Annotated in this window: 21 protein-coding genes and 1 rRNA gene; 14 read left to right on the forward strand and 8 right to left on the reverse strand. The window is 59.1% G+C overall.

What is annotated here, in order from left to right:
- The first annotated feature begins 17 nt into the window (after positions 1-17).
- The 6 genes from hemA to ACMX25_RS33335 all read left to right on the forward strand — a co-directional run bounded on the left by hemA (position 18) and on the right by ACMX25_RS33335 (position 5,344).
- Positions 18-1,331, forward strand: a complete 1,314-nt coding sequence (gene hemA / locus ACMX25_RS33310; protein WP_414954155.1) for a glutamyl-tRNA reductase — start codon at positions 18-20, stop codon at positions 1,329-1,331.
- A gap of 98 nt (positions 1,332-1,429) precedes the next feature.
- Positions 1,430-2,512, forward strand: a complete 1,083-nt coding sequence (gene prfA, locus ACMX25_RS33315; RefSeq protein ID WP_414954156.1) for a peptide chain release factor 1 — start codon at positions 1,430-1,432, stop codon at positions 2,510-2,512.
- Positions 2,509-3,336: a peptide chain release factor N(5)-glutamine methyltransferase gene (gene prmC, locus ACMX25_RS33320; RefSeq protein ID WP_414954157.1), complete on the forward strand. Its 828-nt coding sequence runs from the start codon at positions 2,509-2,511 to the stop codon at positions 3,334-3,336. The genes prfA and prmC overlap by 4 nt, the downstream gene beginning before the upstream one ends.
- Positions 3,337-3,532: 196 nt before the next feature.
- A complete protein-coding gene (grxD, locus tag ACMX25_RS33325) occupies positions 3,533-3,844 on the forward strand; it encodes a Grx4 family monothiol glutaredoxin (RefSeq protein ID WP_414954158.1) in 312 nt (103 codons plus the stop codon).
- A 35-nt stretch (positions 3,845-3,879) separates the two neighbouring features.
- Entirely contained in the window at positions 3,880-4,461 is a 582-nt protein-coding gene (locus tag ACMX25_RS33330) for a UbiX family flavin prenyltransferase (RefSeq protein ID WP_414954159.1), read from the forward strand.
- A gap of 97 nt (positions 4,462-4,558) precedes the next feature.
- Positions 4,559-5,344: a DODA-type extradiol aromatic ring-opening family dioxygenase gene (locus tag ACMX25_RS33335; RefSeq protein WP_414954160.1), complete on the forward strand. Its 786-nt coding sequence runs from the start codon at positions 4,559-4,561 to the stop codon at positions 5,342-5,344.
- A 118-nt stretch (positions 5,345-5,462) separates the two neighbouring features.
- Here the strand turns inward: ACMX25_RS33335 and ACMX25_RS33340 are convergent, their stop codons facing one another.
- Entirely contained in the window at positions 5,463-7,055 is a 1,593-nt protein-coding gene (locus ACMX25_RS33340; protein ID WP_414954161.1) for an APC family permease, read from the reverse strand.
- Between the two features lie 422 nt (positions 7,056-7,477).
- Between ACMX25_RS33340 and ACMX25_RS33345 the strand changes: the two genes are divergently transcribed.
- Entirely contained in the window at positions 7,478-7,681 is a 204-nt protein-coding gene (locus ACMX25_RS33345; protein ID WP_158937752.1) for a cold-shock protein, read from the forward strand.
- 136 nt (positions 7,682-7,817) lie between these two features.
- Here ACMX25_RS33345 and ACMX25_RS33350 read toward each other — a convergent pair whose 3' ends face one another.
- Positions 7,818-9,068 carry an Hsp70 family protein gene (locus ACMX25_RS33350; protein ID WP_414954162.1) on the reverse strand — a complete coding sequence of 417 codons (1,251 nt, stop codon included), beginning with the start codon at positions 9,066-9,068 and terminating at the stop codon, positions 7,818-7,820.
- A gap of 199 nt (positions 9,069-9,267) precedes the next feature.
- On the opposite strand from ACMX25_RS33350, the gene ACMX25_RS33355 reads away from it, so the two are divergent.
- Positions 9,268-10,755 (forward strand): MFS transporter, encoded by a 1,488-nt coding sequence (locus ACMX25_RS33355; protein WP_414954163.1) that lies wholly within the window; start codon positions 9,268-9,270, stop codon positions 10,753-10,755.
- A gap of 70 nt (positions 10,756-10,825) precedes the next feature.
- Here ACMX25_RS33355 and ACMX25_RS33360 read toward each other — a convergent pair whose 3' ends face one another.
- The gene (locus ACMX25_RS33360; protein WP_414954164.1) at positions 10,826-11,422 is read right to left on the reverse strand and encodes a nitroreductase family protein; all 597 of its coding nucleotides are present in this window, start codon (positions 11,420-11,422) and stop codon (positions 10,826-10,828) included.
- A gap of 141 nt (positions 11,423-11,563) precedes the next feature.
- The gene (locus ACMX25_RS33365) at positions 11,564-12,847 is read right to left on the reverse strand and encodes an MFS transporter (RefSeq protein WP_414954165.1); all 1,284 of its coding nucleotides are present in this window, start codon (positions 12,845-12,847) and stop codon (positions 11,564-11,566) included.
- A 100-nt stretch (positions 12,848-12,947) separates the two neighbouring features.
- Here ACMX25_RS33365 and ACMX25_RS33370 point away from each other — a divergent pair, with 100 nt between their 5' ends.
- Positions 12,948-13,628 carry a TetR/AcrR family transcriptional regulator gene (locus ACMX25_RS33370; protein WP_414954166.1) on the forward strand — a complete coding sequence of 227 codons (681 nt, stop codon included), beginning with the start codon at positions 12,948-12,950 and terminating at the stop codon, positions 13,626-13,628.
- On the forward strand, positions 13,625-14,179 hold the full coding sequence (locus ACMX25_RS33375) for a DUF1415 domain-containing protein (protein WP_414954167.1): 555 nt from the start codon (positions 13,625-13,627) through the stop codon (positions 14,177-14,179). The genes ACMX25_RS33370 and ACMX25_RS33375 overlap by 4 nt, the downstream gene beginning before the upstream one ends.
- On the opposite strand, the gene ACMX25_RS33380 is transcribed toward ACMX25_RS33375, so the two are convergent.
- Positions 14,169-15,068, reverse strand: a complete 900-nt coding sequence (locus ACMX25_RS33380) for a class I SAM-dependent methyltransferase (protein WP_414954168.1) — start codon at positions 15,066-15,068, stop codon at positions 14,169-14,171. The genes ACMX25_RS33375 and ACMX25_RS33380 overlap by 11 nt on opposite strands.
- 446 nt (positions 15,069-15,514) lie before the next feature.
- Between ACMX25_RS33380 and ACMX25_RS33385 the strand changes: the two genes are divergently transcribed.
- Positions 15,515-15,835: a hypothetical protein gene (locus tag ACMX25_RS33385; protein ID WP_031362147.1), complete on the forward strand. Its 321-nt coding sequence runs from the start codon at positions 15,515-15,517 to the stop codon at positions 15,833-15,835.
- A gap of 72 nt (positions 15,836-15,907) precedes the next feature.
- Here the strand turns inward: ACMX25_RS33385 and ACMX25_RS33390 are convergent, their stop codons facing one another.
- Positions 15,908-16,618, reverse strand: a complete 711-nt coding sequence (locus ACMX25_RS33390) for a FadR/GntR family transcriptional regulator (RefSeq protein ID WP_414954169.1) — start codon at positions 16,616-16,618, stop codon at positions 15,908-15,910.
- Between the two features lie 181 nt (positions 16,619-16,799).
- On the opposite strand from ACMX25_RS33390, the gene ACMX25_RS33395 reads away from it, so the two are divergent.
- Genes ACMX25_RS33395 through ACMX25_RS33405 form a run of 3 tightly spaced genes read left to right on the forward strand, consistent with a single transcriptional unit; the run spans position 16,800 to position 20,511 of the window.
- Entirely contained in the window at positions 16,800-17,822 is a 1,023-nt protein-coding gene (locus tag ACMX25_RS33395) for a zinc-binding alcohol dehydrogenase family protein (protein ID WP_414954170.1), read from the forward strand.
- A gap of 16 nt (positions 17,823-17,838) precedes the next feature.
- Complete coding sequence (locus ACMX25_RS33400) at positions 17,839-18,957, forward strand: mannitol dehydrogenase family protein (RefSeq protein ID WP_414954171.1); 1,119 nt, start codon at positions 17,839-17,841, stop codon at positions 18,955-18,957.
- A gap of 12 nt (positions 18,958-18,969) precedes the next feature.
- Positions 18,970-20,511 carry a UxaA family hydrolase gene (locus ACMX25_RS33405; RefSeq protein ID WP_414954172.1) on the forward strand — a complete coding sequence of 514 codons (1,542 nt, stop codon included), beginning with the start codon at positions 18,970-18,972 and terminating at the stop codon, positions 20,509-20,511.
- A 153-nt stretch (positions 20,512-20,664) separates the two neighbouring features.
- On the opposite strand, the gene ACMX25_RS33410 is transcribed toward ACMX25_RS33405, so the two are convergent.
- A complete protein-coding gene (locus ACMX25_RS33410) occupies positions 20,665-22,278 on the reverse strand; it encodes an NAD(P)/FAD-dependent oxidoreductase (protein WP_414954173.1) in 1,614 nt (537 codons plus the stop codon).
- A gap of 189 nt (positions 22,279-22,467) precedes the next feature.
- A 5S ribosomal RNA gene (gene rrf, locus ACMX25_RS33415) occupies positions 22,468-22,580 on the reverse strand.
- Positions 22,581-22,598: the final 18 nt, after the last annotated feature.

Below are 22,598 nucleotides of genomic sequence, written 5' to 3' on the forward strand. Positions count from 1 at the left end.
CGGATCAGGCCCATAACATGCAGCTCCTCGCGATCGGAATCAACCACCACACTGCGCCTGTCGCCTTGCGCGAACGCGTGGCGTTTCCGCTCGAACAGATCAAACCAGCGCTCGTCGCGCTGAAAGACCTGTGGCTGGGGCCGCTGGGGAAAGCGGCGCCGGAGGCCGCGATCCTGTCGACGTGCAACCGCACGGAGCTGTATTGCGCCACCGACGACAAAGCCGCCCGCGACGCCGCCATCCATTGGCTGTCCAAGTATCACAACCTGCCGGTGTCCGAACTCGCGCCGCACGTCTACGCGCTGCCGCAGTCCGAAGCGGTGCGGCATGCGTTTCGCGTCGCCTCGGGGCTTGATTCCATGGTGCTCGGCGAGACGCAGATCGTCGGCCAGATGAAGGATGCGGTGCGCACGGCGTCTGAAGCCGGCGCGCTCGGCACCTATCTGAACCAGTTGTTCCAACGCACCTTCGCCGTGGCGAAGGAAGTCCGCACGACCACCGAAATTGGGGCGCAATCTGTTTCCATGGCTGCTGCGGCCGTGCGTCTCGCGCAGCGCATCTTCGAAAACATTTCGGGTCAGCGCGTGCTGTTCATCGGTGCGGGCGAAATGATCGAATTGTGCGCGACGCACTTTGCCGCGCAAAAGCCGCGCGAGCTCGTGGTCGCGAACCGCACCGCCGAGCGCGGCGAAAAGCTCGCCGACCGCTTCAACGGCCGCTCCATTCCCCTTTCCGAGCTGCCCGCGCGCATGCACGAGTTCGACATCATCGTGTCGTGCACGGCATCCACGTTGCCGATCATTGGATTGGGCGCGGTGGAACGGGCAGTCAAGGCGCGTCGTCATCGGCCAATTTTCATGGTCGATCTCGCGGTTCCGCGCGACATCGAACCTGAAGTGGGCAAGCTGCAGGACGTATTCCTCTATACCGTCGATGACCTCGGCGCGATCGTGCGCGAAGGCAGCGCGTCGCGGCAAGCGGCGGTGGCGCAAGCGGAATCGATCATCGACACCCGTGTGCAGGGCTTCATGCAATGGCTCGATGCACGCAGCATCGTGCCGGTGATCCGCCACATGCACACGCAAGCCGATGCAATGCGCCGCGCCGAAGTCGAACGCGCCCGCAAGATGCTCGCGCGCGGCGACGATCCAGCTGCGGTGCTCGAAGCGCTGTCGCAATCGCTGACCAACAAGTTGATCCACGGTCCCACGCACGCGCTCAGCCGTGCCAGCCGTGAGAATCGCGACCAGCTCATCGACCTGATGGGCGGGCTTTACAAGCACGGCCATCCGTCAGGATCGAACGAACCGTCCGATCCGTCGGAAACTTAGCGCCCCTCTCTCGTCTCTTCTGCTTTGCGCCGCATGCGAGCATCTTTGCGGTCGCCTTCCTGATTGCTGTCTTCTTCGGAGCCTCGCTCCAGCCTTCCATGAAAACGAGCATGCAAAACAAGCTCGACCAGCTGACTACCCGGCTAGCCGAACTCAATGACCTGATGAGCCGCGAAGATGTGACCGCCGATATGGATCAGTATCGGAAGATCACGCGGGAAAATGCCGAAATTGGACCGGTCGTGGAGCAATACGCGTTGTGGCGGCAGGCGTCGAACGACGAAACCACCGCCATGGAATTGCTCTCTGACCCGTCCATGCGCGATTTCGCCGAAGAAGAAATTGGCGAAGCGCGCGAGCGGATGCTAGCTATCGAGCGCGATCTGCAGGCCATGTTGCTGCCGAAAGATCCGAACGATGACCGCAATATCTTCATCGAAATCCGGGCGGGCACGGGCGGCGATGAATCCGCGCTGTTCGCAGGCGACCTTCTGCGCATGTATCTTCGATACGCCGAGCGCAATCGCTGGACGGTCGAAATGATGTCGGAGAGCGTCTCCGATCTCGGCGGCTATAAAGAAGCGATCGTGCGGATCGCCGGCCAGAACGTGTATTCGAAGCTGAAGTTCGAATCGGGTGGGCATCGCGTGCAGCGGGTTCCCGCGACCGAAACGCAGGGGCGCATCCATACGTCGGCCTGCACGGTCGCGGTGATGCCCGAAGCCGACGAGGTTGGCGAAGTCGTGATCAATCCGGCGGACTTGCGTATCGATACCTTCCGCGCGTCCGGCGCCGGCGGCCAGCACATCAACAAGACCGATTCTGCCGTGCGTGTCACACATTTGCCGACGGGGATTGTCGTGGAATGTCAGGACGACCGCTCGCAGCACAAGAACAAGGATCGCGCGCTGAAGGTGCTCGCCGCGCGGATCATGGACAAGCAGAACCAGGAGCAGCACGCGAAGGAAGCGGCCACGCGCAAGAGCCTGATTGGCTCGGGCGATCGTTCGGAACGGATTCGCACGTATAACTTTCCGCAGGGGCGAATGACCGATCACCGGATCAACCTGACGCTGTACAAGCTCGACGCGATCATGGATGGCGATATCGACGACCTGGTGGCCGCGCTCGTCAGCGAACATCAGGCCGAGCTGCTAGCTGCGCTGGGCGATTCGGAATGACGTCGGTCGCCGGGTTATTGCGCGCGTCTCCCCTGCCCGCGCTCGAAACGCGGATTTTGCTCGAGCACGTGCTCGGCTGGCGACGGACCGAATTGATCACGCGCGATGACAAGGAACTGCCTGAAGAAAGCGTCGAGCGCTTCGACGCGCTGGCCCAACGGCGCGCGGCGGGCGAACCGATCGCGCAACTCGTGGGGATGCGGGAGTTCTTTGGGCTCGCGTTCGAGGTCACGCCGGATGTGCTGATTCCGCGGCCAGAGACCGAATTGCTCGTGGAAATCGCGCTTGAAAAGCTGGCCGGGATCGAAGCGCCACGAGTGCTCGATCTAGGCACGGGCAGTGGCGCGATCGCCGTGGCGATTGCTTTTTCCCACCACAACGCCCGCGTCTGGGCGGTCGATCAATCCGCCGAAGCGCTGGCAGTTGCTACACGAAATGCGTCACGGTTGCTGCGCCCCGAGCGCAACATCACGCTGCTGAAAAGCGATTGGACCAGCGCGCTCGATCCCGCGCTGCGCTTCGACGTGATCGTGAGCAATCCGCCGTATATCGCGAAGAATGACCCTCATCTTTCCGAAGGTGATCTGCGCTTCGAACCCCGTACCGCCCTCACTGATGAAGCCGACGGACTCGCCGCGATCCGCACAATCGTCCAGACGGCGCCGTTTTTCCTGGCGACGGGCGGCTCGCTCTGGCTGGAACATGGCTACGATCAGGCCGCCGATGTACGCGCCCTGGTGACGGCGCGCGGTTTGTCCGACGTGCGCTCGGAGCGCGATCTGGCTGGGATCGAACGTGTCAGCGGCGGTTTTTTCGCGGCTTGACTCCCGTAGATGATGGCGTCAACCGGCTGCAAATCCGTCCGGCCCGCTCAAGCCGCCTGGATTGAAATCCGCTATCATTTCAAATCGTTAACGTGTGAAATTTCGCTTGAAGTAGCGCAAGCGGCCCGCAAATGGCCCATACGTCACCGCTGGACCCAAAATCAACCCCGCATTACAACGCCTCGCAGGAAAGACCATGGAAACGCAAGAACGCATCAAAGAAATCGTTGAAGGAGCACCGGTTGTGCTGTTCATGAAGGGCACCGCGCAGTTTCCCATGTGCGGTTTCTCAGGCCGCGCCATCCAGGTTCTGAAGGCTTGCGGCGTGACCGAGATCAAGACGGTCAACGTCCTTGAAGACGAAGGCGTCCGTCAAGGCATCAAGGAATTCTCCAACTGGCCGACCATTCCGCAGCTTTACGTGAACGGTGAGTTCATCGGCGGCTCGGACATCATGATGGAAATGTACGAATCGGGCGAACTGCAGCAATTGTTCGCCGCTGCCTGAGATTGTCCGTCGCACGTCCTTCGCCTGGAGCGCCCGTGCCGCGTCGGCTGATTGTCGCCATCACGGGTGCAACCGGTTCAATCTACGGCGTCCGGCTGCTGGAAACGCTGCGCCGTCTGGGCGGTGTAGAAACGCATTTGCTGATCTCCAGCGCGGGTTGGCTGAACATCCAGCACGAACTGGATCTCGATAAAACCGCCGTCCACGCGCTTGCGGACGTTGTGCATAACGTTCGCGATGTCGGTGCGAGCATTGCATCGGGGTCGTTCGCCACCGACGGCATGATCGTTGCGCCATGTTCGATGAAAACGCTGGCGAGCATCGCGCTCGGGCTATCGGACAATCTGATCACCCGCGCCGCCGATGTCGTGTTGAAGGAACGTCGCCGCCTGGTGCTGATGGTGCGCGAAACGCCGTTCAATCTCGCGCATCTTCGCAATATGACTTCGGTCACCGAAATGGGCGGCATCATTTTCCCGCCGTTGCCGGCGTTCTATCATCGGCCGGCTTCTATTGATGAAATGGTCGATCAGACAGTCGATCGCGTGATCGATATGTTTGCGCTCGGAAGTCCAATTGCGGCAGCTTGGCCGGGATTGAAAGACGCGAGCGATTAACAACATCGGCGACACAATTCGTTGCCTCGCCGGCTGTTTATCAACCGTTCAACCGTCTATATATTCGTGGTAATGACTCTTTCCGGAGGTTGCCACAATGTCCCGTCTCCCGAGCGTTTTCATATCCCACGGTGCTCCGACGCTGCCTATCGACCCGTCGATGCCCTCCGCCGAGTTCGCCTCTTTCGCCACGCGCTTCGAACGTCCGCGTTCGATACTCATGCTCTCCGCGCACTGGGGCACGGCACAGCCGGTCGCGAGCGTCGCTGAGCAACCCGAGACCATCCACGATTTCTACGGCTTTCCGCGCGCTCTGTACGAGATTCACTATCGCGCGCCGGGTGCGCCGGACCTTGGCAAGCAGGCCGCAACGCTGCTGACGCAAGCCGGGATTCCGTCGGCGATCACTGAGCACGGTCTCGACCACGGCGCGTGGGTGCCGCTGCTGTTGATGTTTCCGGATGCGAGGATCCCGGTCGCGCAGTTATCGATACAACCGCACCTGGATCCGGCCCACCACTATCGCGTCGGTCGTGCGCTGCGGGCGCTCAGAGATGACGGCGTGATGATCGTGGGCTCCGGCCAGATCACGCACAATCTGCGGACAGCGGATTTCAGCGCGCGGCCGGAAGACGCCGATCCGCGCGTGACCGAATTCACGGACTGGTTCGAGGATCGGCTGGCAAAAAGGGACATTGAAGCGTTGCTGGATTATCGGAAACAGGCGCCGCACGCCGTGCTGATGCATCCCACCGATGAACATTTGCTGCCGATTTTCGGCGCGCTGGGCGCCGCCGACGATGATTTCGAACTGGGAATTCAGTCGCTTGGAACGTTTCAGAAAACGTTGGCCATGACAAATTACGTTTTCGGCGATGCCTGAATCGTTGCTTAAAACGTCGTCACAAAATGCGGCGATTTGCCGTGAACGGAAATAAAAAACCCGCTTGATTGCTCAAGCGGGTTTTTTAATGAGATAGCGAAAATTGTCGAGCTGGTTATTACGCGCCGACTTCGGCGAGGATATCGTCGTGGCTTTCGCGTTCGTCGAGATATTGCGACCGATACCCGCTTCCTACGCCCCAATAATAAAACGCCAGCGCCATGGCGGCCACCAACGCCATATCCCAACCGTACGGCAATAATCCGCGCCCACCGAATTCCTTGCTGCCGATCAGTGAAATCAAGGCCATCGCTGGCAAATACGCGATCAGCCACCACGCTGCTTTCAAGTCATCGCTCCATTCGTGGAAACCGGTTTTGGACTGATAGTAGAAATACACCGGCAACGCGACCACCATCAACAGGATGATTTCGCCGGTCAGCGGCCATTTTGCCCAGTACAAAACCTCAGACGCGCACACGAAGGCGAACGGCGCGATGATCGACATGCCTTTGATCATCAGCGGCCGATGCAGGTCCGTGGCCGCGCGGCGCAACGCCATCAGGCTCACGGGGCCGGTCAGGTAGGAGATGACGGTCGCGACCGAAATCACCGCCGCCAGCGAGCTCCAGCCACGGAAGAAGAACATGAAGACGAACGCGACGCCGAGGTTGAAGAACATCGCCGGGCGCGGCACGCCATAGAGCGGATGAACGTGGCCGAGGATCTTCGGCAACGTGTTGTTGCGCTCCATCGCGTAGATCATGCGCGACGTGGTCGCCATATAAGTCGTGCCGGTACCGCTTGGGCTGACGAATGCATCGACGTAAAGAAGAAACGCCAACCAGTTGAGGTTAAGCGCCAGCGCGAGTTCGGCGAACGGCGACGCGAAGTTGAAATGACTCCAGCCTTTCATCACGTCGCCGGGACTCACTGCACCGATATACGCGACTTGCAGCAATACATAGATGACAAGCGCGAGCAGGATTGAACCGATTATCGCAAAAGGAATGCTCTTCGACGGATTGCGCGCTTCTCCAGCAAGATTAACGGGACTCTGAAACCCATTAAAGCTGAATACAATACCGCTAGTAGCAACGGCAGTCAGCACGGCGGACCAGCCGTAAGGTGCGAAACTGGAACTCGTGCCGAAGTTTTCGCTATGAAAACCGGTCAGCATGAGACCCAGAATAGTTGCACCGGGAATAATAAACTTGAATACGGTGATTACCGAATTAGCGCGAGCGAATAATTTAACGCCCCAGTAATTCAAGAGGAAATAGACCACCACCAATAACGCCGATAAAATTAGCCCCACCGGCGTCAACGATCCATCGACAAAAAGCGCATGAGCCCAAGAATATGGCCAGGTACTCATGTATTGAATCGATGCTTCCGCCTCAATCGGAATGACCGAGACAATCGCAATCCAGTTTGCCCATGCGCTGACGAATCCAACCAGCGCGCCATGCGAATAGCGCGCATACCGGACCATTCCGCCTGACTCCGGGAACATCGCGCCGAGTTCGGCATAGGTCAGCGCGATGGCGAGGATAACGACCGCTCCAATTACCCACGCGACGATTGCCGCGGGACCTGCAATCTTGGCCGCTTTCCAGGCGCCAAACAACCAGCCTGAGCCGATGATGGACCCCAGGCCGGTCAGCAACAACGCTACCGGCCCAATGTTCCGTTGAATCGAACTTTTCACACCGTCTCCTTCAGTCATAAAACTTTCAAATACCTTATGCGGATTAATGCACAACCGTCAGCTAAATTCATGCCCTGCCCCAACTTGGCGCGTAGTTTAACGGGTGCGCCCGCATCATGCTCTAACTGTTACGACTGAGTTTAGTGAGTTCAGCGTACGCTGAAAATTTTTACCGAAAGTTTCGTAATGTGACATTCAAACGTCGCGAAAATCGACTCAAGAAACCCCTGTTTACAGTCGGATATTATTTGACCTTGAGTTTGATTCGCCGTATAAACCGTCTTGCAGGATTTCAAGTGGCGAGTGAATTGGTCTTTCGTAGTTCGCCCATTACGGTACTCCGGCTGGTCCCATTGCCCCTTCCTTGATTTTCATGCACATTCGGGCTTCGGCCTTATTCAACATCTTTAGGAACAAGTAACATGGAAACCGGTACCGTCAAGTGGTTCAATGACGCAAAGGGCTTTGGATTCATCACGCCGGACGGCGGCGGCGAAGACCTGTTCGCACATTTCTCCGAAATTCGCGTGGAAGGCTTCAAGACGCTTCAGGAAAATCAAAAGGTTAGCTTTGAAGTGAAGACCGGCCCGAAAGGCAAGCAAGCTGCAAACATCAAGCCCGCCTGAATTTTATCGGCCGCTTGAATAGCAGACAGAAAAAACCCCGCACTCGCGGGGTTTTTCTTTTGCATCACGGATTTATAAGCAGTTAATGAGAAACTACTTTAAAAGATTGGCTGGACGGTAATAGTAGCAGGACCGATCAACCGAATAGGCGGCGAGCATAAATACCAAGGCCGGTCGCCACACTGGCCAGCCGGTCACCGAATACTGCTTCCGCCTCTGGAAACGCATTGGAAAGCGATTGCGACAGGAAGCCGAGTCCTGTTGATCCGCCGGTGAAGTAGACCGCGCCGACATCCTCAGGCGCCACGCCCGCCCGATGCACCGTTTCCCGGGCCGCCGCCACGATTCGCCGCGTCTCTTCCAGCCCTGCATCGATAAGTTGCTGCTCGTTAAAGCCAATCCGCAGCGCCTCTTCTACCTCTTCCATGCCGATGGTGGTCTCGCCGCCCGCCGCCACTTCGATCTTCGCGGTCTCCGCGTGCGATGCCAGCGCGTGCCCCAGACGGCGCTCGACCACGCGCATCAACCGATCGTGGTGTTTCTGGTCGGTATAGAGATGCCGCATCAACTGCAGTTCGCTGACGCGTTTCGGCCCGTAGACCGTGTTGATCAAATGCCAGGTGGCCAGGTCGAAATAAACGCGGTTCGGCACTTCACGGCCTTCCGGCGCCATCGACTGGTAGCCGAGCTCGCGCAGGATTGTCGCGAGTTCCACGCGCCGGTCGAAGTCCGTTCCGGCCACGTGGACGCCGTAATGCGCGAGCACGTCGTCTTTTCGGGACAACAGCTTGGCGCGCTCCGGCCCGACCCGCACCAGCGAGAAGTCCGACGTGCCGCCGCCGATATCCGCGACCAGCACCAGTCCTTCCTTCGTCAGGCGCGCTTCGTAGTCGAAAGCGGCTGCAATCGGTTCGTACTGGAAATGGATATCCGTCAGGCCAACGGCTTGCGCCGCGGCCTGGAGCTGGTTTTGGGCAAGTTGATCGGCGCGGGGATCGTCATCGACGAAAAATACCGGGCGGCCTAAAACGGCGCGCGTGATCGGCGTGCTGGAAACGGCCTGCGCCTTCTGCTTCAGATGCTGCAGGAACAGCGTGATGACGTCGACGTAGCGGATCGCGGACCCGTCGCCCAGGTCCGTGCTCGTCTCAGCCAGCGGCGAGCCGAGAATGCTCTTCATGGAGCGCATCAGGCGGCCGTCGAAGCCGTCGATGTAAGACTCGAGCGCGGCCCGCCCGTAGGCTTGCTCGTCCTCGTCCGTGTTGAAAAAGACAGCGGTCGGCAGCGTGGTGGCGCTGCCTTCGACCGGCGCGAGCCGGATCGATGCCCCGTTGGGCAATGCGACCGCTGAATTCGACGTGCCGAAATCGATCGCGCAATAGGTCATGAGGTGAGCGACGGCAGCGTGAACTCCGTCGACGTCGCAAACAAAAAGTGGAGCGCGTTTTTAGCACGTAACGCGCAGTACATCAACCGTCAATCAAAAACATCGGCGGGGGAACGGATTTTGCTCGAAAACCCGGTAATTAATGCTCTTTGCCGGAGGCGCTTGCAGCCGGTCAATCCCCTCGTTACCGGCCAAACGCATGAACGACACCACGACGATCCGCGCAGATAAAGGAGAGAAGGGAGAAACCGGAGCGCCGGCAGAGATCATCGAAACCGATCTGCCCGGAAGGCTCGACCGGCTGCCATGGGGCCGGTTTCACACGCTGATCGTGCTGGCGCTCGGGATTACGTGGCTGCTCGACGGACTTGAGGTGACGCTCGCCGGCGCAGTGGCCAGCGCGTTGAAAACCAGTCACGTGCTGAAATTTTCGAACGCCGATGTCGGGTTCGCTGGCAGCGCCTACATTGCGGGCGCGGTGGTTGGCGCGCTGGGTTTTGGTTGGCTTACGGACAGGCTGGGACGTCGCAAACTGTTTTTTATCACGCTGTTCTTGTATGTGGCGGCCACCGCGGCCACCGCCATTTCATGGGATCTCGCGAGTTTTGTGCTGTTTCGCTTTCTGACCGGTGCGGGGATCGGAGGCGAATACACCGCGATCAATTCCACGATCCAGGAGTTCACGCCCGCTCGCGTACGCGGCTGGACTGACCTCGCGATCAACGGCACGTTCTGGGTGGGCGCGGGACTGGGTGCGGCAGGTTCGATCGTGCTGCTCGATCCGGGCTTATTGCCGCCCGATTACGGCTGGCGGGCGTGCTTTCTCATCGGCGCAATTCTGGGGTTGCTGATCCTTTTCATGCGCATGTGGGTGCCTGAAAGCCCGCGCTGGCTGATCACGCATAACCGTGTGGACGAGGCGAAAGACATTGTAGAGGGCATCGAGGCGAAGTTTCGGGAACATGGTGTGACCTTGCCCACCGATCCCATCAAGCCGCTGCGCCTGCACGCTCGCGATCACACGAAACTCAGTGAAGTGTTCCATTCGCTGTTTCATTCGCATCGGCGCCGCTCGCTGGTCGGACTGACGCTGATGACCGCGCAGGCGTTTTTCTATAACGCGATATTTTTCACCTATGCGCTGGTGCTGACGGATTTCTACGGTGTGCCGGGGGATCATATCGGCTGGTATGTGCTGCCCTTTGCCGCCGGTAATTTCCTCGGGCCGATCGCGCTCGGCAAGCTCTTCGATGTCCTCGGCCGGCGCAAGATGATCGCCTTCACCTACGGCATGTCGGGCGTTCTGCTGACCATCAGCGGCTATATGTTCGAGCAGGGTTGGCTGACAAGCACAACGCAGACCATTTCCTGGATGGTGATCTTCTTCTTTGCATCGTCGGCGGCGAGTTCGGCGTATCTCACGGTCAGCGAAACCTTTCCTCTCGAGATCCGCGCGCTGGCCATTGCCATTTTCTATGCCTTCGGGACGGCGCTGGGCGGCATTGTAGGGCCCGCCTTGTTCGGGCGCCTCATCGACACACATGAGCGCGGCGCCGTGTTCACGGGCTATCTGATCGGTTCTGCGCTGATGGTGCTGGCGGCGGTGGTCGCCGGAGTGTGGGGGGTATCGGCGGAACGCAAGTCGCTCGAGGATGTGGCGCGGCCGTTGTCATCGGCGGAGGAATGAGCGTTTCGCGCGGCATCTATCTGACTATTTGCCTATCTGACAACCGCGCTTATCGAGCATTCGAAGCCGCTTATTTAAACGCTTTGCCCCAGGCGCCATCGAATGCGATTTCACCAATCGCCACGCGTGCGCGCGGCGCGTTTTCGCGCTCTAACAAGACTCCTTCGAGCAATGCAGGATCGCCGTGATGTCCTAATGAGATCATCGCGATCACTTCAACATCGTCTGGCGGCGAGAACGCTTCGCGGAACGCATTGGCGTCGAATCCGGCCATTTGATGCGCGACCAGCCCAAGGGCATGTGCCTGGAGCACGAGCGACATAGCCGCCGCGCCCGCATCGTACGCAGCGGTGCGGTTCACATCGCCTTTAGGCGTCAACGTCTGCGCAAGCACGCAGATCAACACCGGCACATTCGCGTTCCACGCCTGGTTGAACGGCACCAGTGTGGCGAAGGCCTTCTGGAAAGCGGCTTCGTCGTGGTTACGATCGAAGGTCAAAAAACGCCACGGCTGGAGGTTGGACGACGACGGCGCCCAGCGCGCGGCTTCCAGCACGCTATGCAATTGCTCGCGGCTCACCGCCTTGTTCGATATCGCTCGCGGGCTCCAGCGGCCGGCCAGCAGCGCATCGATTGCGACTTCAGTAGGGGCGATCTTTTCGGTCATGTGGCAGTCCAAGGTTGGTTGATCCGGACAGCGCGCTGACACGCGCGCTGCGAGACCATAAGAATAACCAAGCTGGCAAACCCGCGCTGCGCCATCCGGTTCGCTACGCCACCGGCACGCCGGCGAGCAGTTGCTCCACGCTCAGGTCGCCACTGCCTGCATCGAGCGAGGCGCTTTGTTAATCCGCAAAACCATCACGGCCGCGACAATACACAAGCTGCCGGAGATCATCGTCGCGACGGTGTAGGTGCCGAGGCTTGCGCGCAGCAGGCCGCCCCCAAGCGCCGCAAACGCGGCGCCAAGCTGGTGCGCCGCCACGACCCAGCCAAATACGATAGGCGCCGCCTCCTTGCCATAGACGTCTGTAGCAAGCCGGACAGTCGGCGGCACGGTTGCGACCCAATCCAGCCCGTAGAACACGGCGAAGATCGGCAAACCATAGTAGTCGATGCCAAACGCGTGCGGCAGGAACATCAGCGACAACCCACGCAAGCCGTAATACCAGAACAGCAATACGCGAGCGTTGAAGCGATCGGACAGCCAGCCGGACAGCGTGGTGCCGACGAGATCGAAAATGCCCATGGCGGCGAGAAGGCCTGCGCCCTGCACTTCGGTCATGCCGTGATCGGCGCACATCGCGATCAAATGCGTGCCGATATACCCATTCGTGCTCGCGCCGCAGATAAAAAAGCTGCCCGCCAGCAACCAGAAATCGCGCGTCTTGCTCGCCATGCCCAGCGTGCCGAAAGCGAGCGTGATCGGATTCTTCTGCGCGATGGGAATGGGCGGCGGCGCATCAGGCGCTTCGCCGAACGGGCGCAGCACGAGATCGGCCGGACGCTCGGGCAGCAGCCACGCAACCAGGGGCAAGGTCACCGCAGCGGCCGCAGCGACGACCAGCACCATGGGCCGCCAGCCGAAGCGCTCGGTGACGGCCGCGAGCATGGGCAGGAACACGAGCTGCCCGGTGGCCGAGCTGGCGGTGAGAATCCCCATTGCGAGCCCGCGATGCGACGTGAACCAGCGATTCACCACTGTCGCCGCCAGCGTGATAGCGGCGACGCCAGTAGCGCCACCCACCAGCACGCCCCACACCAAAATCATTTGCCACGGGGCGGTCATCAGCGTCGACAACCCCACGCCCGTCGCCAGCACGCCCAGCGCGACAAGCAGCGTGGGGCGCACGCCGAAACGCTGCATCGCGGCGGCGGCGAACGGCCCGGTCAGGCCATACAACGCCAGGTTGATGGAAATCGCGAGCGAAATGGTCGCGCGGCTCCAGCCGAATTGCTGCTCGAGCGGCAACATCATGACGCTCGGCGTTGCACGCGTGCCGGCGGCCGCGAGCAATACTAAAAACACAACGCCCACCGATATCCACGCGTAATGCATGCGGCCTGAAAGCCGCCTCGCTGCCCAATTCATCCTTCGCTCCGGTTTCTTCTAATTGTCTTGCAACGAACGTGTCGACGAACGTTACCGCTCAGTCACATTTAGGTTGCGAGCTTAGTGACTGCTCGGTAACATGTCAAGAATCCTTGCCGAAGTAAAGGACATAACCGTGGTACGCGTATCGAATGAAGGTGCTATCGCCGATAAAAAGACCGTCCGCCGGCACATGGACGGCGCCACCGCGCAGGAGCAATTGCTCGACGCGGCGGAACAGCTGTTTTATCGCGATGGCATTCGGGCGATCAGCGTGGACGCGGTCGTCGAACGCGCCGGCGTGAACAAGATGAGCGTGTACCGCCAGTTTTCGTCGAAAGACGATCTCGTGGTCGCGTATCTCACGCGCATGGACGCACGCTTTCGGGAGCGGGTCGAGCGCAGTATCGAGAAACATCCGGGGCAACCGGGCAAGGCGCTCGTACAAAGCATTACTGATCTTGTAGAACGGGCATCGGATCCGGATTATCGCGGCTGCCCATTCGTGAACGTAGCCTGCGAATTCGCGGATCGCGAGCATCCGGCTCGGGTATCTGTTGCGAACAACAAGCAGTATCTGATGAGCCGCCTGCTGGAGTTGTCGACCGCGGCGGGCGCAGCCGACCCTCAACTTCTCGCCGATTCCCTCGCGTTGCTGGTCGAGGGCATTTACGCCGCGAGCCAGACTTTCGGCCCCGGTTGCGGACCCATGCGTGCAGCGCCATCCACTGCCGCGCTGCTCGTGAAAGCGGCGTGCGATGAAGACAGGATTGAACGGTGAACGAAGAGATTATCGATACAACGCGACACTGGCTTACGCGTGCGGTCATTGGCCTGAACCTGTGCCCGTTTGCGAAAGCCGTGTATGTGAAGGACCAGGTCCGCTACGCCGTCAGCGAGGCGCGCACGTTCGAAGATGTCCTCGCCGATATCGAAACCGAGCTGAAGTCTCTGGCTGAAACGGATCCAAACCAGACCGACACCACGTTGTTGATCGTCCCGCACGCCCTCGCTGATTTCGCCGAGTACAACGACGCGCTTCATTTCGCCGATACCCTGCTGAAACAGTTGAAGCTGGAAGGTGAACTACAGATCGCGAGCTTTCATCCGGACTATCAATTCGATGACGCCGACCCTGGCGACATCGAAAATTTCACTAATCGCGCGCCCTATCCGATCTTCCATTTGTTGCGTGAGGCAAGCATTGAACGCGCGGTAGAGGCGTTCCCCGACGCCGCCGATATCTACGAGCGCAACATGGCTACGCTACGCCGCCTCGGCCACGCCGGCTGGCTCGCGCACATGAAACGCGACGCCCGGTTCAAGTCGTAAAGAACCGCTCGCGCATCTCTTCCAGACCGAGCGTCTCCAGCACATCGGATAAACGCTGCGCGGGCTTTCCGCGCGGCAGATCCTTGAATTGCGCGATGATCAACTCGTTTTTCATCGAATGCTCCCAGCCAACGAGTTCCGTCACGCTCACCTGATACCCGTGCGATTCCAGTTGCAGGCAGCGCAACACATTCGTGATCTGGCTGCCGAATTCGCGCGTATGCAGCGGATGCCGCCACATCTCCGTCAGCACGTTTTTCGAGAGTGAATGCCCTTTGTTCTTGCGTAGAACCGACGCCACTTCAGCCTGACAACACGGCACCACCACAATCGTTTTCGCTTTCTTCTGCAAAGCGAAATGAATCGCGTCATCGGTTGCCGTATTGCATGCATGCAATGCCGTGACGACGTCCACCGTTTCCGGCAAACGATCTGACGTAATCGATTCGGCCACCGATAGATTCACGAACGACATGCCTTCGAATCCCAGTCGTGTGGCCAATTCCTCCGACTTTTGAACCAGCTCCGATCGTGTCTCAATACCGAAGATATGTGACCGATCGCGCAGAGTCTTGAAGTAGAGATCGTAGAGAATGAAGCCAAGGTAAGACTTGCCCGCTCCATGATCGACCAGCGACACCGAACCTTCTTTTGCATGAATTTCCGCAAGCAAAGGTTCGATGAACTGGAACAGGTGATAGACCTGTTTCAACTTTCGACGGCTGTCTTGATTCATCTTGCCGTCGCGCGTCAAGATGTGCAGTTCCTTCAAAAGTTCGAGGGACTGACCGGGACGGATGTCGTGTTTGGCCGAGTTTGCTTCCGGCTTTAGATCGGACGAATCCGTTGATGCAATGGGCGCGTTCGGCGCTCGGGACTTCTTGGCCATCGTCTGGATACCGTAGTGATTCTGTAGGCGGGGGTCGCGCGGGATTTCGACGCGGAAGTGTGCGCTAACCGCTGGTTGTATCGATGTAAATCGGCAAGTTTACCCAAAAGCGCATAGACGCTCCCGCATGACGCAGCATCGGTAACTGTCGGAGGTTTCAGGTTTCGCAAGATAGCACTGAGAAAGCTCGGGTTTCAGATGGAACATTTCGTGCATTTAGAACGGGATAACCAGCGGGATGGACGCACATTACGGCGGCGCGAGCCGCGACTTTTATAGTTGGACGCCCTGGTAGCAAGGCAGGCGCGACGAACGATGACCTCGGCAGGCCGATGGTCATAGCCGGTGAAACCCACCGGCGAACGTCGACGCGCGGTCTGTTACGTAACACCTAACGCACACGCCGCGTTCCCAAGGGGAACACGCGAACAAAATTGAGGACGGCGATGGACCCAATCCGAGACAGTAAAGCCGAACAGCAGTTTCAGGAAATGCTTGCAAAGCTCACGTCAATGCCCGAGTGGAGCGAAAAACAGCAACTTGAACTCGAAATGGCCCGAGAGATTTCTGGCGAAATGTTGCGCCTCGCAGAAGTCATGCGCGACGGCACAACCGACATGGAAACGTGCCTGACCATGCTCAAGTACGCGAAAGTGATGGATTTCGTGCTGACGACGCTCGCCTCGCGGCGCGAGATTGCGCCGCAAACGCTGCGCGTAATCTTCAAGCTCGCCGGGCTGAAAGTGGACGAGGCATATCCTGGTTGATGCTGGTTTAGCGCTGCTTGTACGTTGTTCGGAGACCAGTCCGGGTTGATTGCGGACTGGCCTGAAGAAGCTTTATGAATGCTTGCGGCGCGTCATCAACCGGCCGTACGACGCCTTCAAATGACGCTGCATGGAAGCCTGCGCCTGAATCGCATCGCGCGATTCGAGCGCGTCCAGGATGTCCTTGTGCTCGCTTAACGCGGCCGCCCACGTTTCCTCCCCTTCAAAATGCACACGCAGCTTCGATGAAAGCGGGCTATGCCGTTCGTCGAAAAGTCCGGCCACCGTGCGCACCAGCACATCGTTTCCTGACATTTGCGCCACCGCCAGATGGAACGCGCGATCCGCCGCCAGCGGAATTTGCCCGTTCGCCACTTCCAGCGCCATGCGTTCGTAGATCTCGCGCAGCGCCTTGAGCGCCTTCGGCTTGCCGAACGCCGCAACATTCGCTGCGATCGCGCCCTCGATCACCATTCGCGCCGTCATGATTTCTAGCAGGCTTTCGCCGAATTCCGTTCCCGGCGGCAAACTCGAGCGCGCGCCGGGCGCGGACGGCGCACAGATATAAACGCCGGATCCCATCCGGATTTCGACGCGCCCTTCCAGCTCCAACGCCACCAGCGCCTCCCTCACCGACGGCCGCGACACCCCCAGCATCAGTGCCAACTCACGCTCGGACGGCAAGCGGGCGTTCGGCGCAAAGCCTTGTTCTTCGATCAGCGCGCGCAGTTTATCGGCGATCTGAAGATAGAGACGACGCGTCTCGGCAGGTTTGACAGCCACGACGGCTCCTTAAGTTGAACAAACGGGCCGCATCGGCGGAAAGGCTGAATTCTAAACAACGATGCGCCCGATGCCGCCGATGGTCAGGCCAAACCCCTAGCCGCGGCTAATTGGCTTGACCAGTTGCGTTTTAGGAAACTAACATGCGTTCTGGTAAGGCCAAAAAATCACTTCTATCCCCATGAAAACTGTCATCTGCGAACAACCCGGCTCGCTCGTTCTAATCGATCGCCCATCACCCGAACCCGGCACTGACGACGTGTTGATCCGCATCAAGCGCGTCGGCGTGTGCGGCACGGACCTTCATATCTACACTGGAAATCAACCGTATCTATCGTATCCCCGGGTGATGGGGCACGAACTGTCGGGGATCGTGGAGTCGGCGCCGGCCGGAGCACGCGTCGCAAAGGGCGATCAGGTTTACGTGATGCCTTATCTTGCGTGTGGGAAATGTATCGCGTGCCGGGCCAAGAAGCCGAATTGCTGCATGAATATTCGCGTCCTGGGCGTCCATACCGACGGCGGACTGGTCGAGCAACTCGCCGTACCGCAGGCATTTGTGTTCAAAGCCGACGGCGTGACGCTCGATCAGGCCGCGATGATCGAATTCCTGGCAATCGGCGCGCACGCAGTCGCACGAGCCGATGTGCAGCCGAAGCAGCGGGCGTTGGTGGTTGGCGCCGGGCCAATAGGAATGGCCGCGGTGATCTTCGCCAAACTACGGGGTGCCGAAGTGACGGTGCTGGACGGCCGCGAGGACCGCTTGCGGTTTTGCGTGACGCAGTTGAACGCCGACCATATCGTTCCTCTGGACACGACCGGCGCCGCGGCGGATGCTAAACAGCTGGCGGAACTCACGGACAATGAGTTTTTCGACATCGTCTTCGATGCCACCGGAAACGTAAAAGCCATGGAACGCGGCTTGGAGTTCGTCGCGCATGGCGGAAAATACGTGCTGATATCGATTGTTAGCGATCGAATCTCTTTTGCAGATCCCGAGTTTCACAAGCGCGAAACCACGCTGCTCGCGAGCCGGAACGCCACGCCGGACGACTTTGAAACCGTGCTCACCGCCATGCGCGCAGGTCTGATTCCTACGGCGGCGCTGAACACGCACACACTCCAGTTAAGCGATTTACCCAGCGAATTTGCCAAACTGCTCGATCCGTCGGCGGGCGTGATTAAAGCATTGGTCGAGTGCTGACCCGCCGATATCAACGATGAGCAATCCGATTCTCCAGTTCGGCACGAGCCGCTTTTTACAGGCGCACGTCGATTTGTTCGTTGCTGAAGCGGCCAGGCGCGAGCCGTCGACGGCGCTCGGACGGATTACCGTCGTGCAAAGCACCTCGAATGCGGAAAGCCGCGCGCGGATCGACGCGTTGCGCGCCTCGAGCGTGTATCCGGTGCGGATTCGCGGCCGCCAAGGCGATGCGACCATCGACGTCACCGTTCAATGCGACGCAATCACCGAAGCGCTCAACGCAACCGACCACTGGCCAACGCTACGCGAACGCGTGCGTCACGACGTCAAGGTGATCGTGTCGAATACCGGCGACACGGGGTACACCTCGTTCGCCGAGGACAGCGCGCGAAGCCCCAAGGGAAATTCCGTTCCGCGCGGATTTCCCGCCAAGCTCGCGGCCCTGCTGCATGACCGGTTTATCGCCGGCGCCGAACCGGTGACTTTGCTGCCTTGCGAGCTGGTATCGCGCAACGGCGACACCTTGCGCGATCTGGTTATTGGCATTGCAAAGCAGTGGCGAGCAGACAACGTGTTTACCCATTATTTGCAACACGATTGCATATGGGTCAACTCGCTAGTCGACCGAATTGTCTCCGAACCGATTCACCCCGTTGGCGCCATCGCCGAGCCCTATGCATTATGGGCGATTGAACGCCAACCCGGCATGGCCCTGCCGTGCGAGCACGAAGACATTGTCCTCACCGACGATCTCGCTCACTACGAACGCCTCAAACTCCTGTTGCTCAACCTCGGCCATACGATGCTTGCGGAACTTTGGCTCGCAGATCAAGCCGCAGCCGATACCAACGTCCACGATGCCATGCGCAACGAAGCTTGGCGGTCGGTATTGGAATCGACGTGGCGCGACGAAGTGCTTCCCGTCTTCGATGCGTTAGGCAAGCACGACGCCGCACGCGCCTATCTCGTCGATGTGCGGGACCGCTTCGAGAATCCGTTTCTGGATCACCGGCTGTTCGATATCGCGCGTAACCACGCAGAGAAAAAGCAACGCCGCTTCAAACCGGCTGTCGATCTTGCGCATCAACTCGGCTTGAATATTGAACAGCGCCGGCTTCGCGCTGCGCTGTCCTGAGGAATACTGGCTATGTCCACCGATCACACTGTTATCCGCCTTCATCCCAACGACGATGTCGTGATCGCCACGCGCCAGCTCATGTCGGGCGCGCGCATTACGACCGAAGTAGAACCGCTCGTGGTGAGCGGGCTGATTCCGCCGGGCCACAAGATCGCTACTCGCGACATCATCAAAGGTGAACCCGTGCGTCGCTACAACCAGATTATCGGCGTCGCGCTGAATGACATCGCGCGTGGCCAGCATGTGCATGTCCACAACCTTGGTATGGCGGATTTCGAGCGCGAACATGAATTCGGCGTCGATATGCGCGAAACCCATTTCGTCGATATACCCGCCACATTCATGGGTATTCGTCGCGATGACGGCCGCGTGGCCACGCGCAATTACATCGGTATCCTGACGAGTGTGAATTGTTCGGCAACCGTCGCGCGTGCTATCGCTGATCACTTTCGCCGCGATGTCCGTCCCGAAGCGCTCGCCGCTTATCCGAACGTGGATGGCGTGATCGCGTTGACGCATGGGCTGGGCTGCGGGATCGATTCTCTCGGCGACGGCATCGCGATCTTGCGACGCACGCTCGCGGGTTACGCCGTGCATCCGAACTTCCATTCGGTGCTGTTCATCGGCCTCGGCTGCGAGACGAATCAGATCTCGGGCATCCTCGGTTCGGCCGGCTTAAAAGATAACGGCGCGAAACTGCGCAGCTTCACGATCCAGGATAGCGGCGGCACGCGCAAGACCATCGAACGCGGCATCGCGATGGTGAAAGAACTGCTCGCCGATGCCAATCGCGTCCAACGTGAACCCGTGCCGGCGTCGTATTTGGTGGTCGGATTGCAGTGCGGCGGTTCGGACGGTTATTCGGGGATTTCGGCGAATCCGGCGCTGGGCGCGGCCGTCGACCGGCTGGTTCAGCATGGCGGCACGGCGATTCTCTCCGAGACGCCCGAGGTCTACGGCGCAGAACATCTGCTTACGCGACGCGCGGTGAGCCGGGAAGTCGGCGAGAAACTGCTGACGCGCATCAAGTGGTGGGAGGAGTATTGCGCGCGAAATGGTGCGGCGATGGACAACAATCCATCGGCGGGAAACAAGGTCGGTGGCTTGACCACGATTCTCGAAAAATCACTTGGCGCGGTGGCAAAAGGTGGCACGACGAAGCTCGTGGAGGTCTACGAGTACGCTCAACCCATCGATGCAAAGGGTTTTGTTTTCATGGATTCGCCCGGGTACGACCCCGTCTCGGCAACGGGCCAAGTTGCGTCGGGCGCAAATTTGATCTGCTTTACAACGGGACGCGGCTCGGCTTACGGCTGTGCGCCCTCGCCTTCGCTGAAGCTCGCCACGAACACAGCGTTGTGGGAGCGGCAGGAAGAGGACATCGATATCAACTGTGGCGGCGTAGTCGATGGAACGGCATCCATCGATCAACTTGGCGAAGCCATTTTTCAGATGATGCTGGATTGCGCGTCGGGAGTGGCATCGAAGAGCGAAGCGCACGGTTACGGGCAGAACGAGTTCGTGCCGTGGCAGGTGGGTGTGATTACTTGATGGCGCGTTAATTGCGCAAAGTGCTGCGTTGCCGTTGCTCATGTGCAACGGCCGCTTAGCGTCTCAGCCAACGACGTCTAAGCTGAACGATCGCTGACGAATAAATACCACCGCTTAAGGCAGCTTACCGATCCGACCAACGCGGCACGACGCCTAACCCGCCATGATTTTCAACGCCAACGCCTCGGCCACTTCTATCCCATCGATCGCGGCCGAATAAATACCGCCGGCATATCCTGCGCCTTCGCCCGCTGGGTAAAGCCCGTCAACATTCACGCTTTGATAATCGTCTTTTCGACGAACTCGTATTGGCGACGATGTGCGCGTCTCGACGCCCGTCAGCACCGCGTCGTGCATGGCGAATCCGGGAATCTTCTTGTCGATTTGCGGCAATGCTTCGCGAATCGCCTCGACCACATACTCAGGTAACGCGCTGGTCAAATCGGTCATACGAACGCCAGGTTTGTACGACGGCTCGACCGTCCCAAGCGCGGTAGATGGCCGCCTTGCAATAAAATCACCGACCAACTGCGCCGGTGCGGAGTAATCACCACCGCCAAGCTCGAAAGCCCGCTCTTCCCAGCGCCGTTGAAACGCGATTCCCGCGAGCGGCCCGCCCGGGAAATCGTCCGGCGTAATGCCCACGACAATACCCGCGTTCGCATTACGCTCGTTGCGCGAATATTGGCTCATCCCATTCGTGACGAGGCGTCCCGGTTCTGACGCCGCCGCCACCACTGTTCCACCCGGACACATGCAAAAGCTATAGACTGCGCGCCCGTTGCTGCAGTGATGAACCACTTTATAGTCCGCCGCACCGAGCAGTTTATGTCCCGCGAATTTGCCGAATCGACTCCGATCAATCAGCCCTTGCGGATGCTCGATACGGAATCCGAGTGAAAACGGTTTCGCTTCCATGTAGACACCACGATCGTGCAACATCTCGAACGTGTCCCGCGCGCTATGTCCGACCGATAACACGACGTGATCGCAGCGCAGCGTTTCTCCATTCGAAAGCGTGAGACTTCGCACCTTTCCGCCGTCGATCTCGATGTCTTCAACCCGCGATTCGAAGCGGACTTCACCACCGAGTTGATGAATCGTCGCACGCATTTTCTCGACCATTCCGACCAGTCGAAACGTACCGATATGCGGTCGGCTCAGATAAAGAATGTCTTCCGGCGCGCCGGCAAGCACAAACTCTTCGAGCACCTTGCGCCCGTAGTGTTTCGGGTCCTTGATCTGGCTGTATAACTTGCCGTCCGAAAACGTCCCGGCACCGCCTTCACCGAACTGTACATTCGACTCCGGGTTCAGCACGTTCTTGCGCCACAAACCCCAGGTGTCTTTGGTTCGTTCGCGAACGGCCTTGCCGCGCTCCAGGATGATGGGGCGAAAGCCCATTTGCGCGAGAATCAATCCAGCGAACAATCCGCATGGGCCCATGCCAATCACAACCGGTCTCGGCGTTTTCATCGACACAGGTGCCTTCGCGACGAACTTGTACGCCATGTCCGGCGTCACGGTGCAATGCGGTTGATCGTTTAGGTATGGAAGTGCGCTAGCTTCGTCATTCACATCGACATCAACGATGTACGTGAGTTTGATGTCGGAGCGCTTGCGTGCATCGTGCGCACGACGGAATACCGTATAGCGGATCAGGCTATCAGCAGGGATGTGAATAAGCGCGAGACGTGAGCGAATTGCCGACTCGAGTTCGCTTTCCGAATGCTCAAGCGGCAGCTTGATTTCGCTTAGACGTAGCATGGTGACCTGTTTTGCAAAAGCCGTGAGGACATCCGGCTAAAGCGCTATTTTAGCGTGTTGAAGAAGGGGTACGCGTGTGACGGAGGTTGGTTCAAGCGCCGAGTCCGAAACGCAAAAACCCCACCTTTATGGGGTGGGGTTTTTGTTTAGCTGCCAAGCGGGTGAGTTGCTTGGTGCAGCGCATGGGGAGCCTGACGATTACCTACTTTCACACGGGTATCCGCACTATCATTGGCGTGGAGTCGTTTCACGGTCCTGTTCGGGATGGGAAGGGGTGGTACCAACTCGCTATGGTCATCAGGCATAAAGGGGGTGTTGTA

Origin of the sequence: Caballeronia eucalypticola, from assembly GCF_047608185.1 — a bacterium.
GTDB lineage: Bacteria > Pseudomonadota > Gammaproteobacteria > Burkholderiales > Burkholderiaceae > Caballeronia.

What these genes read in the sequence shown, in the direction of transcription:
- hemA (WP_414954155.1), top strand. Translation starts at nt 18, where the DNA reads ATGCAGCTCCTCGCGATCGGAATCAACCACCACACTGCGCCTGTCGCC.
- prfA (WP_414954156.1), top strand. Translation starts at nt 1,430, where the DNA reads ATGAAAACGAGCATGCAAAACAAGCTCGACCAGCTGACTACCCGGCTA.
- prmC (WP_414954157.1), top strand. Translation starts at nt 2,509, where the DNA reads ATGACGTCGGTCGCCGGGTTATTGCGCGCGTCTCCCCTGCCCGCGCTC.
- grxD (WP_414954158.1), top strand. Translation starts at nt 3,533, where the DNA reads ATGGAAACGCAAGAACGCATCAAAGAAATCGTTGAAGGAGCACCGGTT.
- ACMX25_RS33335 (WP_414954160.1), top strand. Translation starts at nt 4,559, where the DNA reads ATGTCCCGTCTCCCGAGCGTTTTCATATCCCACGGTGCTCCGACGCTG.
- ACMX25_RS33345 (WP_158937752.1), top strand. Translation starts at nt 7,478, where the DNA reads ATGGAAACCGGTACCGTCAAGTGGTTCAATGACGCAAAGGGCTTTGGA.
- ACMX25_RS33350 (WP_414954162.1), bottom strand. Translation starts at nt 9,068, where the DNA reads ATGACCTATTGCGCGATCGATTTCGGCACGTCGAATTCAGCGGTCGCA.
- ACMX25_RS33355 (WP_414954163.1), top strand. Translation starts at nt 9,268, where the DNA reads ATGAACGACACCACGACGATCCGCGCAGATAAAGGAGAGAAGGGAGAA.
- ACMX25_RS33360 (WP_414954164.1), bottom strand. Translation starts at nt 11,422, where the DNA reads ATGACCGAAAAGATCGCCCCTACTGAAGTCGCAATCGATGCGCTGCTG.
- ACMX25_RS33365 (WP_414954165.1), bottom strand. Translation starts at nt 12,847, where the DNA reads ATGAATTGGGCAGCGAGGCGGCTTTCAGGCCGCATGCATTACGCGTGG.
- ACMX25_RS33370 (WP_414954166.1), top strand. Translation starts at nt 12,948, where the DNA reads ATGTCAAGAATCCTTGCCGAAGTAAAGGACATAACCGTGGTACGCGTA.
- ACMX25_RS33380 (WP_414954168.1), bottom strand. Translation starts at nt 15,068, where the DNA reads ATGGCCAAGAAGTCCCGAGCGCCGAACGCGCCCATTGCATCAACGGAT.
- ACMX25_RS33385 (WP_031362147.1), top strand. Translation starts at nt 15,515, where the DNA reads ATGGACCCAATCCGAGACAGTAAAGCCGAACAGCAGTTTCAGGAAATG.
- ACMX25_RS33395 (WP_414954170.1), top strand. Translation starts at nt 16,800, where the DNA reads ATGAAAACTGTCATCTGCGAACAACCCGGCTCGCTCGTTCTAATCGAT.
- ACMX25_RS33400 (WP_414954171.1), top strand. Translation starts at nt 17,839, where the DNA reads ATGAGCAATCCGATTCTCCAGTTCGGCACGAGCCGCTTTTTACAGGCG.
- ACMX25_RS33405 (WP_414954172.1), top strand. Translation starts at nt 18,970, where the DNA reads ATGTCCACCGATCACACTGTTATCCGCCTTCATCCCAACGACGATGTC.
- ACMX25_RS33410 (WP_414954173.1), bottom strand. Translation starts at nt 22,278, where the DNA reads ATGCTACGTCTAAGCGAAATCAAGCTGCCGCTTGAGCATTCGGAAAGC.